The sequence below is a fragment of the Gilliamella sp. wkB292 genome (assembly GCF_001690235.1).
In the GTDB taxonomy this organism is placed as follows: domain Bacteria; phylum Pseudomonadota; class Gammaproteobacteria; order Enterobacterales; family Orbaceae; genus Gilliamella; species Gilliamella apicola_F.
The window spans coordinates 95,853-111,669 of record NZ_LZGO01000077.1; the positions used below are offsets into that span (position 1 = coordinate 95,853).

Sequence of the window (15,817 nt, forward strand, 5' to 3'; positions counted from 1 at the left end):
TAAATGAATATTAAAAAAATTCATTTATTAGGTAATAACTTAATGAAAAATAATGAAATAACACGTTGTAGTTGGGTTTCAAATGATCCGTTGTATATTGACTATCATGATAATGAGTGGGGTATTGCACAATACGATAGTCTTAAATTATTTGAAAAAATTTGTTTGGAAGGTCAGCAAGCAGGCTTATCTTGGATTACCGTACTAAAAAAACGTGATGAATATCGTCGCTGTTTTTTTAATTTTGATCCTAAAAAGATTATTCAACTAACAGCGCAAGATATCGATAAATTACTTACCAATAAGGGATTAATTCGAAATAAATTAAAACTTAATAGTATTATAAAAAATGCCAAAGCTTATCTTGCAATGCAAAATAACGGTGAAGATTTTTCACAATTTATTTGGTCATTTGTGGGTGGCAAACCAATCATTAATCATTTTAAAGATAAAAGTGAAGTCCCTATTACTACTGATATATCGGATAAAATGTCTAAAGCTCTTAAAAAACGAGGTTTTTCATTTGTTGGTTCGACGATCTGCTATGCTTTTATGCAGTCAATGGGATTAGTGAACGATCATTTTCAAAATTGTCATAAAAGAGGGTATTAATTTAAATGGGTATCTTAAAACTTTTAAAATACTGTGTAATTATCGTTGTTGCTTATTTTATTATTTGCAATATTGTTATTTTTTACTATGCACAGCAAAAACCAGCAAGTCATGCTGACAATTTGATAATATTAGGCTCACAAGTGGTCGGTAATCCTGCGGAGGCACCACCGACTCTACAGGCACGTTTAGATGTCGCTATTACTTACTTAAACGAAAATCCTGAAACCAAAGTTGTGGTGTGTGGTGGTCAGGGTAAAGATGAATCAGCGACCGAAGCAAGTGTTATGGCACATTACTTAATTAGTAAAGGGATCGATTTACCAAGAATCTACATTGAAGATAAATCCATGCGTACCGCCGAACAGTTTGTTAATGTGATGAAGATTTTACCACCAGGCAAAACTGTCGTTGTTACAAATGATTTTCATATACTGCGTTCAATTATGTTAGCAAAACGTTCAGGAATTGAGGATGTGTCGGGGTTATCTGCTGCTTTGAGTTTTGATAATGTTGATAAATATGTGGCGTTTGTGCGAGAACCACTGGCATTACTTAATTCATGGCTCTTCGATCATCCCAACGATCCAAGACAGTCACAACCATAAAAAATGGTAATGCTGCATACTCCCGAACTAATTAATTTATCAATAATTTGTTGATTACCAAACAATGAGTTTGCTAGTTTGTTAACGGTAAACACTCGACAAATACTGTATTTGCAATGTGTACATGGTATGATGAACACATTGCTTTTTAATTTTTTTAGAAAAAATACAAATATGAAATCAGATACAATTGTTGCACAAGCAACACCACCTGGTCGTGGTGGTGTTGGCATATTACGTATTTCTGGCCCTAAAGCTCAAGAGGTTGCCAAAGCAGTTTTAGGCATTTTACCTAAGCCACGATATGCGCACTATCTACCTTTTTTAGCTTCTGACGGGACAACGTTAGATGAAGGCATTGCTTTATTCTTCCCCAATCCACATTCATTTACTGGTGAAGATGTACTTGAACTTCAAGGCCACGGTGGACCCGTTATTTTAGATCTACTGTTGAAACGTATTTTAGAAATTGCTGACGTGCGTATAGCAAGACCTGGTGAATTTTCCGAACGTGCTTTTATGAATGATAAATTGGATCTGGCACAAGCGGAAGCGATAGCCGATTTGATTGATGCCAGTTCTGAGCAAGCTGCAAAATCGGCAATTTCATCATTACAAGGGGTATTTTCACAAAAAGTTAATGCATTGGTTGAATCGTTAATTCATTTAAGGATTTTTACTGAAGCTGCCATCGATTTTCCTGAAGAAGAAATTGACTTTTTATCTGATGGCAAAATTGAAACTCAGCTTAATGAAGTGATTATTCGCTTAAATGAAGTCAGACAAGAGGCGAAGCAAGGTTCGTTATTACGTGATGGCATGAAAGTCGTCATAGCAGGGCGTCCCAATGCCGGTAAATCGAGCTTACTTAATGCATTAGCAGGGCGCGATGCGGCTATTGTTACTGATATCGCCGGCACTACCCGTGATGTATTACGTGAACATATCCATATTGATGGCATGCCATTGCATATTATTGACACAGCAGGGTTACGTGAAGCCAGTGACGAAGTCGAACGTATTGGTATTGAACGGGCTTGGCAAGAAATAAACCAAGCTGATCGCGTACTATTTATGGTTGATAGTACTACGACAACCGAAACCAACCCAGAAAAATTATGGCCTGAGTTTATTGAACGTTTACCTAAGAATATACCGATGACAGTTATCCGTAATAAAGCTGATCTTACGGGTGAACAACTTGGTCTTAGTGAAGTAAATGGCTACTCACTGATTCAACTTTCTGCACGGACAGGTGAGGGTATTGAACTATTACGTGAACATCTTAAACAAGCCATGGGCTATACCAGTAGCACAGAAAGTGGATTTTTAGCCCGTCGTCGCCATTTACAGGCACTAGAAAAAGCCGCTGAACATTTAAATAACGGTAAGTACCAACTAACGACATTTCATGCAGGTGAACTATTAGCTGAAGAATTAAGGTTAGCACAAGAAGCCTTAAGTGAAATAACGGGTCAATTTACTTCGGATGATTTACTTGGACGGATATTTAGTTCGTTTTGTATTGGAAAATAACATAAATCGATAATTATTCTAATTATTGCCATAATTTTCACTGTATAAATTAAACTGAGCTGTATTTGAAATATAAGATTTAATGCTCAAAAGAGGTGAATATTATCAATATAACAAGGATAGTTTGTTGTATTAACATTAGATTCTAACTAGAAGAAACGTAATTATAATAACTTTATATAGAATAGAAATAATCTAGTATGCGTGTAATGCGATTACTGTATAAGTTGGATGATTTATGAAAAACTATTTAGTCAAATTTTTCTTTTAATTATACTAACTTAATTAACTGGTTGTAGCCTTATGGACTATAAAAAAGTTATCCAATATGTAGAGCCAAGTGCTAATGAACCAAGGGCAAGGGTTATGCTTGTAGGGGATTATGATAGTTGGTATCATTTTAGTATTATCAATTTTGATGTAATAAAACCTAATTTTGGTTATCTATATACTGAAGGTAAAACAACAAATAGACCAAAAGTAAAAAATTTGGGAATGAACGTTACTCTCATTGTATTCGTGGTAAAACTATGACTCTAGAGCAAAATATTGATTATGTTCTTTCCTTTGCAAAGTTACATTAAATCATAAAAAATATTGCCTTCTTTAGCTATACAAAGTTATTAATAAAACTCAGCTTGAATTTATTAAAAATTAGTTATATATAATGCTATATAGGTACAACCGAAAACAATTATTTAAAAGAATGGTTCTTTGTGTAACGTTTAAATGATGTTAAATGAATTTTTATTTAATAATAGATTTTATCAGATTGATTAGAGAGGTCTATCATGAAATTAATAGTCGATAATATGAGTTGTCAGCATTGTGTTAAAGCAATTACTAAGGCGATTAATGATATCGATCCCAAAGCTAAGGTGACGGTTGATTTAACCAAACATGAAGTTGATATTGAGGGTGGTAGCATTTCACAAGAATTGGCAATTGCAGCTGTCAATGAAGCTGGTTATGAATTTGTGGGCATTTCATATTAATTTTTAATTTGTTTAATAAGCAGATACATATCGGGTGATTTTGCTGTGTAAAGGGTGGCAAAATATTATGCTAAATTTAAAGGGGACTTTAGCTAAAGTTTCTTTTTTGTTTTCCACTATATCCTTGTTGACTATTCATGGTTGCAATGGATTTCACTTAAAGCAATCTCAATAAAAGGCAACCGAAAATCATGATAATGCTACGTGCAGTGATCAGTGATTAAATCTACTTGACTAAGTCGATATTTTTGCCATAATTACAGGAAATGTTTAATATTTCAATAAGTTATTAACCTACAAAAAGTAAAAGGATGAACAATATGCAAGGAAAAACGTTAAATGCGATCGTTACAATCATTGTTGGGTTTGCAATGGTTTTTACCGTCAATGCTTACCAAATTGATTGTCCAAAATCGATCGATGTTCGAGAAAAAATGGTAAACATGCCAGAAGGTTGGGACCTGATTGGTAAGAGCAAATATGGTGATGCTTCTGATATCGATAAGACTATCCTTTCACAGGACTTTTGGGGTATCAATGTTTATCTAGACGATCCGTCGATGATACAAAGACCCCATCAACGTTTGCTAAGTAAAAAGAATGGCGTTAAAAAATATCAGTTTATCTGGGCGGTTGAACAATTTAAACCTAATGAGAACTTTTATGTTCGTTGTGACTACTCTGGAAGTAGGGTTAAATTGGTGCAAAAAATTGACTCATCGATGAAAAGCTGTTGGATTTTTTATTCTCAGGATAAATACGGCAATAACGTATCTCATGAAAATACACTTTATTGCAGTACAAATAAACCCGAAGATGTTAAATAATCCTATGTGGGATTGCAAAGCTTGGCAATCCCACACCCGTTCAATTCACCAACTGCCATGATATTCCCTAATAATGGGTAATCAAACATCAAGCAATCCATTATTTTGCTCGCTAGCTTTTACCACCATTGATAAAAATGGTGGGTTGGACCAATTCCTTTGCCAATCGATAAATCATCGGCATGACTAATTGCACCTTGTAAGTAGTTCTTTGCTTGTTGAATGGCATCTGGCAAACTGTTTTGCGGTAATAATGCGGTAATTGCAGCTGATAATGTGCACCCAGTACCATGCGTATTTTTAGTTTGGATACGAGGCGATACCATTCTAATTGTTTGGCTTGGAGTAATTAAATAATCTGGGCTTTCTTGACTAAGTAAATGCCCACCTTTGATTAATACCGCTTTACAACCTAATTTTAGCAAGGCATGTCCTTGTGCCTGCATTTCGTCCTCATTTTTGGCTTCTTGACAATCGAGCAGGGCAGCAGCTTCTGGTAGATTCGGAGTGATAACGGTGGCTAATGGTAAGAGTAATTCACGGATTGCATTCACCGCATCGGATTTCAGTAGCGGATGACCACCTTTAGCCACCATGACAGTATCAAGTACGATGTTGGCAATCGGATGTTTTTTTAAGAGATGATGAACCACTGTCACAATCTCTTTATTCATTAACATACCCATTTTTACACTATTAATGTTGATATCCTGATACAGAGTATTAAATTGGGCTTCTACAAATTCAGGCGAGACAGGTAAAACAGCATCGACGCCTTGCGTGCTTTGTGCGGTTAATGCGGTGATCACTGACATGCCATAAGTACCTAACGCTGAAAAGGTTTTTAAATCTGCTTGTATACCAGCGCCACCGCTAGGATCGGAGCCGGCAATGGTTAATGCAACTGTTGTCATTCTTTGATTTCCTATCTTGCTTGTTGAATTTTGGTCAGTAGCGATTGACTGGCATTAGCAATATCTGCTTGACCACAAATAGCGGATACTACTGCGACACCTTCAATACCAGTTTTTATGACCTCAATGACATTGGATAAACCAATTCCGCCAATGGCAACCGCAGGACACTGTTTGAGTTTCACCAGTTCAGCTAATTGTGCAGTACCTATGGCGGAAGCTGCATCTTTTTTGGTTGAAGTTGGGAAGATTGGCCCGATACCCAAATAATCAACCAATTTCCATTCAACGGCATCAAGTTGTTGTTGATTACTAACAGAAAAGCCGAGCCATTTATTTGCACCGATTAATTGACGCGTGACGGCAACAGGTAGATCACGCTGTCCAATATGTACGCCGTCAGCGTCTATTGCTAATGCGATATCGACATGATCATTAATAAGTAGCGGTACTGGCGTGTCTTTTAAAAGATGTTTGAGTTGCATAGCCGCGTGATACCAATCTTTACCTGATAGTTCTTGTTCTGATCTTAATTGTACGGTAGTTACACCATTTTCGATGGCAATTTTGGTGGTATTAAGCATACCTTGAATACCGCCACACAATTGCGGATCGAGCACTAAATAGAGGGTTAAATCGAGTTGTTTTTTCATCTGCTTGCCTTATTTTGAACCATCAACAAAAAGTGAAAGCTGATCGATAAGCGACACAGCAAAACTGCCTAGTCCTTTCTGTTTATTGGCTCGCTCGCCAGCTTTTTTCATCATATAACAAGCACTGGCTGTGGCAGCTAAACTATCAGCACCACAAGCAATAAACGCAGCAACCATCGCGGATAATGAACAACCTGTACCGGTGACATAAGTTAATGCAATATCTCCACCCGCAATGCGATAGGTGTTCTCACCGTCAGTGATATAGTCAATATCGCCTGTCATGGCGACAATGGTTTGATAACGACGAGCCAATTGTTGAGCTGCTGTTAATGCAACCGTTGTCGAATCTTGGCTATCGGTACCTTTAGAACATGAATGTTCGCCATTTAGCGCTAAAATTTCAGAGGCATTACCACGAATCACTGTCGGTTGATAGTTTAACAGTTGTTGAGCGATATCAGTGCGGTAAGCTAGGGCAGGTCCAACGGCAACCGGATCAAGCACCCAGCGTGTTCGGCTTTGTTGGGCTTGTTCGGCTGCTAACAGCATACTTTCAGCAATATTGCTATGTAGTGTTCCAATATTGATTAATAAGCTATTGGCAATATCGACAAATGGTTTTACTTCTTGTTTGGCAATAATCATCGCTGGCGATGCACCAATCGCCAATAAGATATTGGCAGTAAAATTTTGCACGACTTCATTGGTGATGCAATGTACTAATGGGCGTTGCTGCTTAACAAGGTGAATAAATGGTGTGGCGTGCTCAGCCTGAAAGGTTTTTATCTCTGACATATTCTTTCCTTAACGATTAATACAACTTATAACAGGTTAGGAAGAATTTGCCAATCAGAAGGTTAACGGCTAGACTTCCCTACGCTGGTATAATCCAGATCAGGTTCAACGGGTAAAATCTCAGTTTTTTGTATCAAACAAAAAACACCCCGAGTCAAAACAATTTGTGTATTATGAACTGAGTATAAGTTTTAAACAAGATTATTGTAATAATCTTTCAATATCGGTAATGGCTTTTCTATCAGGTAAAAAGATGATTAAGTGGTCATTATCTTCAATAGTTAAATCAGTATTAACAATAATCACATCTTCACCTCGTACTACTGCACCAATTGTTGCAGCTGAAGGTAATTTTAATCCATTGATATTTTTACCGACAAGTTTTGATGTATCACTATTGCCTTTCGCCACAACTTCAATAATTTCGGATTCCCCTTGTCTGAGTGAAACGACTTTGACGATACCCGTTTGTCTTACATGGCTTAAAAGCTCAGAGATTGTGGCATGCTGTGGTGAAATAGCAATATCAATCACACTATCATTGATCAATTCAAGATAAGCTTGCCGTTGAATCAGTACAATCACTTTTTTAGCGCCCATTCGTTTAGCCAGCATTGATGACATAATATTAGATTCATCATCACTGGTGACAGCGATAAAGAGATCGGTTAATTCTACCTGTTCTTGTGAGAGTAGTTCTTGGTCTGAAGATTCGCCATGTAATACGGTTGTATTGACCAACTGTTCAGCAATAAACTCAGCTCGTTGAGCATTACGTTCAATTAACTTTACTTGATAATCGTTTTCTAAGCGTTTGGCTAGAGCGACAGCAACACCGCCTCCGCCACTAATAATGATACGTTTATAGGGCTTTTCTAAGCGTTGTAATTCACTTGTTACGGCTTTTATGTTCACCGGAGGGGTAATAAAATAGACCATATCACCCGCTTCAATTAAGGTTGAACCGATTGGGCGAATAAAACGATTTTTTCGATATATCGCAACCACTCGAGCTTCGACATGCGGTAAATGCTCTTTTAGTTCAGATAATTCACTGCCCACTAATGCACCGCCATAATAAGCAGTGACTGCAACGAGACAGACACGATTATCATAAAAAGAGGCAAATTGTAAAGCGCCTGGATATTGTACTAACCGGCTGACATGATTAGTGATTAAATTTTCGGGTGCAATGATGTGGTCAATATTAATACAATCTTTGTTAAAGAAGGGATATTTTTCGTCGTTATATTCAGGCGCTCGAATACGTGCAACTTTTTGCGGTATTTTAAACATGACATGACCAATTTGACAGGCCATCATGTTAACTTCATCAGAATTGGTTACAGCAACAAGCATATCAGCGGATTCGGCACCGGCGCTTTCTAATACCTGAGGGTATGAAGATTTTCCTAAAATAACTTGTAAATCAAAGCGTTCTTGTAGTGATTGCAGTTTGTCATGATCTTCATCAACGACAGTAACATCGTTTTGTTTTTCGGTAACCAGATACTCAGCTAATGCACTGCCGGTTTGTCCTGCACCTAAAATAATAATTTTCATAACAGACCTATCATCGTTAAATGACTTTACTACGCTTGCTATCTTGTGACAAGCGTACTTATGTCAATTAATATTGTTTAAGTTTACCCTTAATTTGCGCTATTTATTCGACTCGCTATTAAACAAAACCGATTACATCGTATACTTTTTTCAATGTCGGCTCGGCTTTAGCACGCGCTTTTTCAGCGCCTTCACGCATAATAGAAAATAGATAATTTTCATCGTTGCGATACTCATGATAACGGGCTTGTAATGTTGTTAACATATCGATCACTTGCGTTGCTACTTCCGTTTTCAAATGACCATACATCTTTCCTTCAAACTCTTTTTCAAGCTCTGCTATCGGTTTACCTGTAACGCCAGTTAAAATATCTAATAAATTAGAAACGCCGACTTTATTTTTTAAGTCATAGCGAACTACTGGTGGTTCGTCAGAATCGGTCATCGCTCGTTTGATCTTTTTCTCCACATCTTTTGGATTTTCAAGTAGACCGATCACGTTATTGCGGTTTTCATCAGATTTAGACATTTTTTTAGTTGGTTCTTGTAATGACATCACTCTTGCACCAACTTTAGCAATAAATGGCTCTGGTACAGTAAAAACATCACCATAAAGTGCATTAAATCGCATAGCAATATCACGTGTTAGCTCAAGGTGTTGTTTTTGATCATCGCCAACCGGTACTAAATTGGCTTGATATAGCAAAATATCAGCAGCCATAAGCACAGGATAATCAAATAGACCAGCATTAATGTTTTCTGAATGACGTGATGATTTATCCTTAAATTGCGTCATGCGGCTAAGTTCACCAAAATAGGTATAGCAGTTTAACGCCCAACCTAATTCTGCATGGGCAGGAACATGAGATTGTACAAATATAGTGCTTTTTTGTGGATCGATACCGCATGCCAAATATAATGCCATTGTATCTAGCGTTGCTTTGCGTAATTTTTGTGGATCTTGTCTTACGGTTATCGCATGTTGATTGACAATACAGTAAATGCAGTCATATTCGTTTTGTAGCGCAACCCAATTTTTTAAAGCACCTAAATAGTTGCCAAGTGTTAGTTCTCCTGAAGGTTGTGCACCACTAAATACAATCGGTTTACTCATAATTTATTCCTAATTTATTTATGCTCTGTTTTTTGCTAATTATTTTTTTGCATCAGCTTTGGGATGAGGTAATAACGTTAATATATCTTTAAAATCATCAAATAAGAAATCGGGATCACTTGTTGCAATCGATATTCCATAATTATAACCATAGCTCAATGCTACAGTAGGGCAATGTGCGTTTTTAGCTGCCATAATGTCATTTTGAGAATCACCCACAAATAATAATTGATCACTAAATAGACCGAAGGCCGCCATCACTTGATAAAGTCCAGCTGGATGAGGTTTTAATTTGATCACATCACCACCACCTAAGACTAACGAAAAGTATTCTTTTATTCCTAAAGAAGTCAGTAAATCAGGCAAAAATTGTGCAGGTTTATTGGTGACTAAAGCAAGTGGATAGTGGTTGTCATGTAATGCTTTTAAGGTTTGTTTGACGTGTGGAAATAACTTAGTTTCTACATCCATAACCTTATCATAATGTCGATTAAAGAGTGCCTTGGCTTGTGAAAACATTTCATTAGAAGGTTGGACATTGATAGCTTTAAATATGCGTTCTAACATCACATCAATGCCATTACCTACAAAGTTTTTTACTTGCTTATTGGTTATCGTATTTAATTTTAAATCGGCAAGCATATGCTGGGCTGCAAGCGCAAGTCCAGGAACACTATCCACTAGTGTTCCATCCAGATCAAAGGCGATGGCTTGAATATCGTCGAGTTTAGGCATGAGTTACTCCTGATAGCGCTTTACGCATTGCATCAATCACTGTTTTATAATCTGGTTGACTAAATATTGCTGAACCTGCAACAAACATATCTGCACCAGCTTTAGCAATTTCGGCAATGTTATCAACTTTTACACCACCATCAATTTCTAAACGAATATTTTGTTTAGATTGATTAATACGCTCTCTTACTTGTTGTAGTTTTTTCAATGTTGATGGAATAAATGATTGTCCACCAAAACCAGGATTTACGCCCATTACTAAAATAATATCGACTTTATCCATCACATAATCTAAGTAGCTTAAAGGTGTAGCAGGATTAAGCACAATACCCGCTGTGCAGCCATGATCTTTGATTAATTGTAAAGAACGATCTAAGTGGATGGTCGCTTCAGGATGAATAGAAATATTCGTTGCACCTGCTTTAGCAAATGAAATAATCAGCTCCTCAACTGGGGTAACCATTAAATGGACATCTATCGGTGCTGTTATACCAAAATCGCGCAGTGCCTTACAAAACATACTGCCCATGGTAAGATTGGGAACAAAGTGATTGTCCATTACATCAAAATGGACAACATCTGCTCCTGCATCAAGTACTTTTTGAGTATCCTCACCAAGGCGAGCAAAGTCAGCAGATAATATTGATGGTGCTATAATAAATTCTTTCATGATAAAACCTCTTGTGCTAAAAGCTCATCCCTGTCGTTTAAGATTTTTGATATAGTGCTAAAATCTCGTCAATTTTTTTTCGCCCTTCACCAGCGCAGCTAATCGAACGACGCATTTCGGCCCGATAAAGATGGCGTGCTTTTTTATATAAGCTTCTTGTATAAGAAGTATCATGATTAGATACAAGAACCGGAATATCATTTTGATAGGCGATATTTTCAGCAAGTTGCGATAACTTTTTATGTTCTTCAAAACCAAAATTATTCGAATAATAGGCTGTAAAACCCGCCGAATTACCCGCTGAAAGGTAAGGGGGATCACAATAAATTACTGAATTTTGTTTAGCTTTTTTCATTACTTCATAATAAGGAGCACAAATAAATTGGGCATTTTGAGCTTTTTTAGCAAAAAAATAGAGTTCTCTTTCTGGAAAATAGATAGTTTTATAACGACCAAATGGCACATTAAAAAAACCACTATTATTATAACGACATAAGCCGTTGTAACCATGTCGATTTAAATAGACAAATAATAGTGAACGTATATATTGATCTTTACTATGATTAAATACATCGCGCAGTTGATAAAAGGCATCAGACTGGTTGTTCTGATGAGTAAATAATAATTTAAGATCATTAATAAATTGATCTGGGCTGGATTTTAACAAGTTAAATAATGCAATCAGATCATGATTGATGTCAGCTAAAATATAGCTTTTATAATGTGTATTTAAAAATACTGATCCAGCACCAACAAAAGGTTCAATTAATTGATCACCTTCAGGGAGATATCGCCTAATTGTGTCCACAAGCTCATATTTTCCTCCTGCCCATTTTAAAAAGGCTCGTTGCTTTTTCAACGGTTACTCCTAGTTTTTCTTTGTAGTCGGATAAATGAACGATATCCTTTAGTTGTTTGCAATTTTCTCTTTGTTAATAGCGGCTCCAGATTTAACCCATGGTTTATCTTTTTGGAGTACTGCTGGTAAAGATTTCATCGCTTTATGAGCTTCATCTCTTGATGAATAATTGCCTTTGATTAAAATGAACCACGTACCATTTTTATGCTTAGTTTCATAAATATGATAATCAGTAATATTATTTTGTTTTACAAGTTTCCTTAAACCTTCAGCCGATTTAGAAGCGCTAAGCTGAATTGCGTAACGATCGTTTCCTATCTTAGCGTTTTTAGCTGTATTGGTTTTTTCGTCTTTTTTATTAGTTGATTTTCGATTATGACTATCTGTTTGGTGTGAAACATGGGTTCTACCGTTAGTGTCATTAATTGTTGTCGTTCTATTCGTTGACGTTGTTATATCACGATTAACTGAAGGAGCAGTTGGCGTATTTGTATTTGCTAAGTCGCTACCTGTATCGCTAGGAATATCCAGTTGTTGTTGCGTATTTGTTTGATTTAACGCACTTTCAGTTGGTGTCTGATTTGCAACGCCAGCGCTTTCTGTTGGCATTGCATTTGTCGCTGGACTGTTTAGTCCGTCAGTTACAGGCGTAGTATTGGCGTCAGCTGAACTTACACTATTTACTTCAGGTGGCGTTACAAGCGTTGGTTCATTTTTACGTGAAGAAGATCGAAAGATAATTAAACTAAGCAATAACAGAATAATAACGATTGCCAAACCAAGAATAATTAATTTTTTTCTTGGAAAATCTTGTAAAAAACTTGGCAATGTCAACGAGGGCTTAGCGTCCTTACTAGGTTGTTCTGTTATATAACGGTCATCTCTATCTACACGCATACTTGCTCCTTAACCTATCCAAAAGGTTTATTGCTTTATGACTAACCATTATTGTTAAAATAAATGGCTTAAATTTGCTCTATTTTTTCAATGATATAACCCGCAACACCTTTGGCACTTTGTTCATCTGTTTTAATTGTGATATCCGCAATTTCTTCATAAAGAGGTTCACGTTCTCCCGCTAACTCTTCATAAAGTTCTCTTGGAGTATTACCACCTTGTAATAATGGGCGACGTTTGTCTTTTTGCGTCCTTGCCATTTGTTTTTCAATAGTTGTTTCTAAATAAACAACAATACCACGTGCTGATAATCGATTACGGGTCTCTTTTGATAATACTGAACCACCACCGGTAGCTAATACTACACCTTGTTTTTCAGTTAATTCATTAATAACTTTTTCTTCTCTGGCTCTGAATCCGTCTTCACCCTCTAAATCAAAAATCCATGCAATATCAGCACCAGTACGTTTTTCAATCTCTTGATCAGAGTCGAAAAATTCCATGCCCAACTGTTGTGCAATTTGTCGGCCTATAGTGCTTTTTCCAGCCCCCATTGGGCCAATTAGAAAGATATTTCGCTTTTCTGCCATTGTAGTTTCATCATCTATTAATTTTGGTTAAAATATACAACACAATGTTAATGTTTATGACTGATTGAATCATTTACCTCATTAACTGTGTAACTTTTCTTGGATCTCCGTCTAACGACAAAAATTTAGGTCGGTAATTATCTCAATAGATAGTACCTTTTTGCAATAAGTATTTGTAATAGTTTTCTAGCTTATTCCTGCTTGGTGTAAATCATGAATATTTAACGCACCGACTAATTCACCTTCGCTATTTACAACGGGTGCAGCTGTAATATTGTGGTCATTAAATGATTTTAAAGCCTCTACTGCTTTCCAATTTTCAGGTATTTGATATCCTGGGCTGGTCATCACGTCTGTAATGCTGTCTTGCAATGTCCCATTTTTGAGTAATAAACGGCGTAAATCCCCATCAGTAAATACACCAACAATTTTATTATTATTTTTGCAGATTGCAACTATACCCACACCAGTTCGGCTTAATTCTAACATAGCATCAAATACGGTAGCCGTTTGTGGTACTTTGGGAATTAAATCGCCCTGTCGCATAACATCTTTCACATGATTGAGTAATTTAGCGCCTAAACTCCCCGCAGGATGAGAGCGCGCAAAATCTTCTTCTTTAAAACCCCGAGCACGCATAACAGCTATGGCAAGCGCATCGCCCATTAATAAAGTATTGGTCGAACTCGAAGTCGGTGCAAGTCCCATAGGGCAGGCCTCTTTTTCAATTGAAATATCAAGCACAGCCTGAGCAGATTTAGCTAATGGTGAATCTAATCCACCTGTAATTGCAATAATAGGCACATTCATTGCTGTAAGGATAGGGATAATAAAATTAAATTCTTTTGCCCGACCAGAATAAGAAATCAAGATAACAACATCGTTTTCGGTCACCATGCCTAGATCACCATGTAATGCTTCGGAAGGATGCATGAAAAAAGCTGGACTACCAGTGCTGGCAAGTGAGGCCGCAATTTTTTTACCAATATGCCCAGATTTACCAATACCTGATACAACAACTTTGCCTTTTGTTGTTAAAATCAGCTGACAAGCTTTGATAAAATCTTGCCCGAGTCGGTTTGGTAGTTTTTGAGCTTCGTGAAGTTCTAATTCAAGTAACTCACGACCATATTGTAATAATTTGTCCATTTTCAACAAGCCTAACGCATTTAATATGAATAAAATGAATTTATAATCGGTGATAACAACGTAAAATGATTATAAAGAGTCGGATTACTGATATTTTATCAATTAACGATCGAATATTCAAAAAAGAAAGGTGTGACATTAAAGCATTTGTGGTATTTCAAGCCTTTAAACATCAATACATAATAATTTATAACCCAAAAGCCACTTTTATGCCCAATGTGATTAAAATTACCCCCAATAATTTATCGATAATTAATTGCATTTTAAAATAGTGTCGTTGAACTGCTTGTGTTTGAAAGATGAAAACCACAAATGGCCACCATAATACGGCTTCTATCCAAATGATGAATGCAACTAACAATTTGTCGGTGGTTGACGAGTTAGCATTTAATACTTGGGTAAAAATAGCTAGAAAAAATAAGGTTGCTTTAGGATTAAGTAAGTTACACAATAACCCTTGTATAAACGCGGATTTAGCGGACATTTGTTTGTCAATTAATTGTTGACTGACATAAGTAGTATTGGTCTGTTTAGCAAGTAATGCTTTAATGCCAAGCCATAATAAGTAAGCGGCACCTGCATAACGTAATACATTATACAGTAATGGTGTAGCAGCAATCAGTACTGCCACACCGGCTACACAATAACTCATATGGATTAATATTGCAGTGATGACTCCCAAACACGTCAACAGCGCTATTTTTCGGCTATAAGTTAAGCTGTTTTTCAAAACCAAAAAAAAGTCAGGACCAGGCGAAATCATGCCAAGACAACTGATGGTTGAAACTAAAAGTACGGTATCAAGAGTCATAATTATGCCTAATTCAACAAGTGAGCAGCTTGATTTAAACTAGCAATGCCGGAATTTTGCTTAAATAATGAAGCGAAAATAAAATTAAGTCGCAAAAGAGGTAAAATAACAAAGGTAGATAAAGGCATAAAAACGCGTTACTTGGCAATCAATATTTCCATAGTATATATGTATTCTTGAAAAAATAAAAAAGTTATCCCAACAAGTTTATCATTTTCTTTACATAATAATCAAAATAGAGTTTATTGAGGTACTTATTACAAGTGAAGTATCCGCTCGAAAATGCTTAATAGATAACGTTGATAGTTATTTCGTTGCGCAACGTCAAATTAATTATATCGATGATGGTAATTAATTTTCTTAATAGATTGGCTTTATGTGAAACGATTTCATTCTTATGATCTCACACAATTAATTGGGGTGATAAATGGTTTAGAGCTTTATCATTTAAGTTAAATAATAAGCTTGATAAGTATACAGTATGTA

The 15,817-nt window shown here is 36.4% G+C and carries 17 protein-coding genes and 1 riboswitch; of the genes, 5 read left to right on the forward strand and 12 right to left on the reverse strand.

Going from position 1 to position 15,817, the window contains the following annotated elements:
* The first annotated feature begins 42 nt into the window (after positions 1–42).
* From A9G09_RS10515 to A9G09_RS10540, 5 genes are all read left to right on the forward strand, one after another.
* Positions 43–612, forward strand: a complete 570-nt coding sequence (locus tag A9G09_RS10515; RefSeq protein ID WP_065634809.1) for a DNA-3-methyladenine glycosylase I — start codon at positions 43–45, stop codon at positions 610–612.
* 5 nt (positions 613–617) lie between these two features.
* Entirely contained in the window at positions 618–1,220 is a 603-nt protein-coding gene (locus A9G09_RS10520) for a YdcF family protein (protein WP_065634786.1), read from the forward strand.
* Between the two features lie 174 nt (positions 1,221–1,394).
* The gene (gene mnmE / locus A9G09_RS10525) at positions 1,395–2,756 is read left to right on the forward strand and encodes a tRNA uridine-5-carboxymethylaminomethyl(34) synthesis GTPase MnmE (protein ID WP_065634810.1); all 1,362 of its coding nucleotides are present in this window, start codon (positions 1,395–1,397) and stop codon (positions 2,754–2,756) included.
* Positions 2,757–3,547: 791 nt separating this feature from the next.
* Positions 3,548–3,751, forward strand: a complete 204-nt coding sequence (locus tag A9G09_RS10535) for a heavy-metal-associated domain-containing protein (protein WP_065634788.1) — start codon at positions 3,548–3,550, stop codon at positions 3,749–3,751.
* Between the two features lie 320 nt (positions 3,752–4,071).
* Complete coding sequence (locus A9G09_RS10540) at positions 4,072–4,578, forward strand: STY0301 family protein (RefSeq protein WP_065634789.1); 507 nt, start codon at positions 4,072–4,074, stop codon at positions 4,576–4,578.
* Between the two features lie 119 nt (positions 4,579–4,697).
* Here the strand turns inward: A9G09_RS10540 and thiD are convergent, their stop codons facing one another.
* The 12 genes from thiD to A9G09_RS10600 all read right to left on the reverse strand — a co-directional run bounded on the left by thiD (position 4,698) and on the right by A9G09_RS10600 (position 15,331).
* Positions 4,698–5,492: a bifunctional hydroxymethylpyrimidine kinase/phosphomethylpyrimidine kinase gene (thiD, locus tag A9G09_RS10545; protein WP_065634790.1), complete on the reverse strand. Its 795-nt coding sequence runs from the start codon at positions 5,490–5,492 to the stop codon at positions 4,698–4,700.
* Positions 5,493–5,503: 11 nt separating this feature from the next.
* A complete protein-coding gene (gene thiE, locus A9G09_RS10550; RefSeq protein WP_065634791.1) occupies positions 5,504–6,145 on the reverse strand; it encodes a thiamine phosphate synthase in 642 nt (213 codons plus the stop codon).
* A 9-nt stretch (positions 6,146–6,154) separates the two neighbouring features.
* Positions 6,155–6,943 (reverse strand): hydroxyethylthiazole kinase, encoded by a 789-nt coding sequence (thiM, locus tag A9G09_RS10555; RefSeq protein WP_081297547.1) that lies wholly within the window; start codon positions 6,941–6,943, stop codon positions 6,155–6,157.
* 59 nt (positions 6,944–7,002) lie between these two features.
* A riboswitch (TPP riboswitch) is annotated at positions 7,003–7,105 on the reverse strand.
* 39 nt (positions 7,106–7,144) lie between these two features.
* On the reverse strand, positions 7,145–8,548 hold the full coding sequence (gene trkA / locus A9G09_RS10560) for a Trk system potassium transporter TrkA (RefSeq protein WP_255307739.1): 1,404 nt from the start codon (positions 8,546–8,548) through the stop codon (positions 7,145–7,147).
* A gap of 76 nt (positions 8,549–8,624) precedes the next feature.
* Positions 8,625–9,620 (reverse strand): tryptophan--tRNA ligase, encoded by a 996-nt coding sequence (trpS, locus tag A9G09_RS10565; RefSeq protein ID WP_065634793.1) that lies wholly within the window; start codon positions 9,618–9,620, stop codon positions 8,625–8,627.
* Between the two features lie 39 nt (positions 9,621–9,659).
* Positions 9,660–10,355, reverse strand: a complete 696-nt coding sequence (locus tag A9G09_RS10570; protein ID WP_065634794.1) for a phosphoglycolate phosphatase — start codon at positions 10,353–10,355, stop codon at positions 9,660–9,662.
* Positions 10,348–11,025: a ribulose-phosphate 3-epimerase gene (gene rpe, locus A9G09_RS10575; protein WP_065634795.1), complete on the reverse strand. Its 678-nt coding sequence runs from the start codon at positions 11,023–11,025 to the stop codon at positions 10,348–10,350. Before rpe ends, A9G09_RS10570 begins: the two co-directional genes overlap by 8 nt.
* Positions 11,026–11,062: 37 nt before the next feature.
* Positions 11,063–11,884, reverse strand: a complete 822-nt coding sequence (locus A9G09_RS10580; protein ID WP_065634796.1) for a Dam family site-specific DNA-(adenine-N6)-methyltransferase — start codon at positions 11,882–11,884, stop codon at positions 11,063–11,065.
* A gap of 48 nt (positions 11,885–11,932) precedes the next feature.
* Positions 11,933–12,781, reverse strand: a complete 849-nt coding sequence (locus A9G09_RS10585; protein ID WP_065634797.1) for an SPOR domain-containing protein — start codon at positions 12,779–12,781, stop codon at positions 11,933–11,935.
* 68 nt (positions 12,782–12,849) lie between these two features.
* Positions 12,850–13,371 carry a shikimate kinase AroK gene (aroK, locus tag A9G09_RS10590; RefSeq protein WP_065634798.1) on the reverse strand — a complete coding sequence of 174 codons (522 nt, stop codon included), beginning with the start codon at positions 13,369–13,371 and terminating at the stop codon, positions 12,850–12,852.
* A 186-nt stretch (positions 13,372–13,557) separates the two neighbouring features.
* Positions 13,558–14,520, reverse strand: coding sequence for an arabinose-5-phosphate isomerase GutQ (gene gutQ / locus A9G09_RS10595; protein ID WP_065634799.1), 963 nt, complete (start codon positions 14,518–14,520; stop codon positions 13,558–13,560).
* A 187-nt stretch (positions 14,521–14,707) separates the two neighbouring features.
* Entirely contained in the window at positions 14,708–15,331 is a 624-nt protein-coding gene (locus A9G09_RS10600) for a LysE family transporter (protein ID WP_065634800.1), read from the reverse strand.
* Positions 15,332–15,817 lie beyond the last annotated feature (486 nt).

Excerpts from the sequence above, each read along its gene's own strand:
- A9G09_RS10515 (WP_065634809.1), top strand. The coding sequence starts at position 43 with ATGAAAAATAATGAAATAACACGTTGTAGTTGGGTTTCAAATGATCCG.
- A9G09_RS10520 (WP_065634786.1), top strand. The coding sequence starts at position 618 with ATGGGTATCTTAAAACTTTTAAAATACTGTGTAATTATCGTTGTTGCT.
- mnmE (WP_065634810.1), top strand. The coding sequence starts at position 1,395 with ATGAAATCAGATACAATTGTTGCACAAGCAACACCACCTGGTCGTGGT.
- A9G09_RS10535 (WP_065634788.1), top strand. The coding sequence starts at position 3,548 with ATGAAATTAATAGTCGATAATATGAGTTGTCAGCATTGTGTTAAAGCA.
- A9G09_RS10540 (WP_065634789.1), top strand. The coding sequence starts at position 4,072 with ATGCAAGGAAAAACGTTAAATGCGATCGTTACAATCATTGTTGGGTTT.
- thiD (WP_065634790.1), bottom strand. The coding sequence starts at position 5,492 with ATGACAACAGTTGCATTAACCATTGCCGGCTCCGATCCTAGCGGTGGC.
- thiE (WP_065634791.1), bottom strand. The coding sequence starts at position 6,145 with ATGAAAAAACAACTCGATTTAACCCTCTATTTAGTGCTCGATCCGCAA.
- thiM (WP_081297547.1), bottom strand. The coding sequence starts at position 6,943 with ATGTCAGAGATAAAAACCTTTCAGGCTGAGCACGCCACACCATTTATT.
- trpS (WP_065634793.1), bottom strand. The coding sequence starts at position 9,620 with ATGAGTAAACCGATTGTATTTAGTGGTGCACAACCTTCAGGAGAACTA.
- A9G09_RS10570 (WP_065634794.1), bottom strand. The coding sequence starts at position 10,355 with ATGCCTAAACTCGACGATATTCAAGCCATCGCCTTTGATCTGGATGGA.
- rpe (WP_065634795.1), bottom strand. The coding sequence starts at position 11,025 with ATGAAAGAATTTATTATAGCACCATCAATATTATCTGCTGACTTTGCT.
- A9G09_RS10585 (WP_065634797.1), bottom strand. The coding sequence starts at position 12,781 with ATGCGTGTAGATAGAGATGACCGTTATATAACAGAACAACCTAGTAAG.
- aroK (WP_065634798.1), bottom strand. The coding sequence starts at position 13,371 with ATGGCAGAAAAGCGAAATATCTTTCTAATTGGCCCAATGGGGGCTGGA.
- gutQ (WP_065634799.1), bottom strand. The coding sequence starts at position 14,520 with ATGGACAAATTATTACAATATGGTCGTGAGTTACTTGAATTAGAACTT.
- A9G09_RS10600 (WP_065634800.1), bottom strand. The coding sequence starts at position 15,331 with ATGACTCTTGATACCGTACTTTTAGTTTCAACCATCAGTTGTCTTGGC.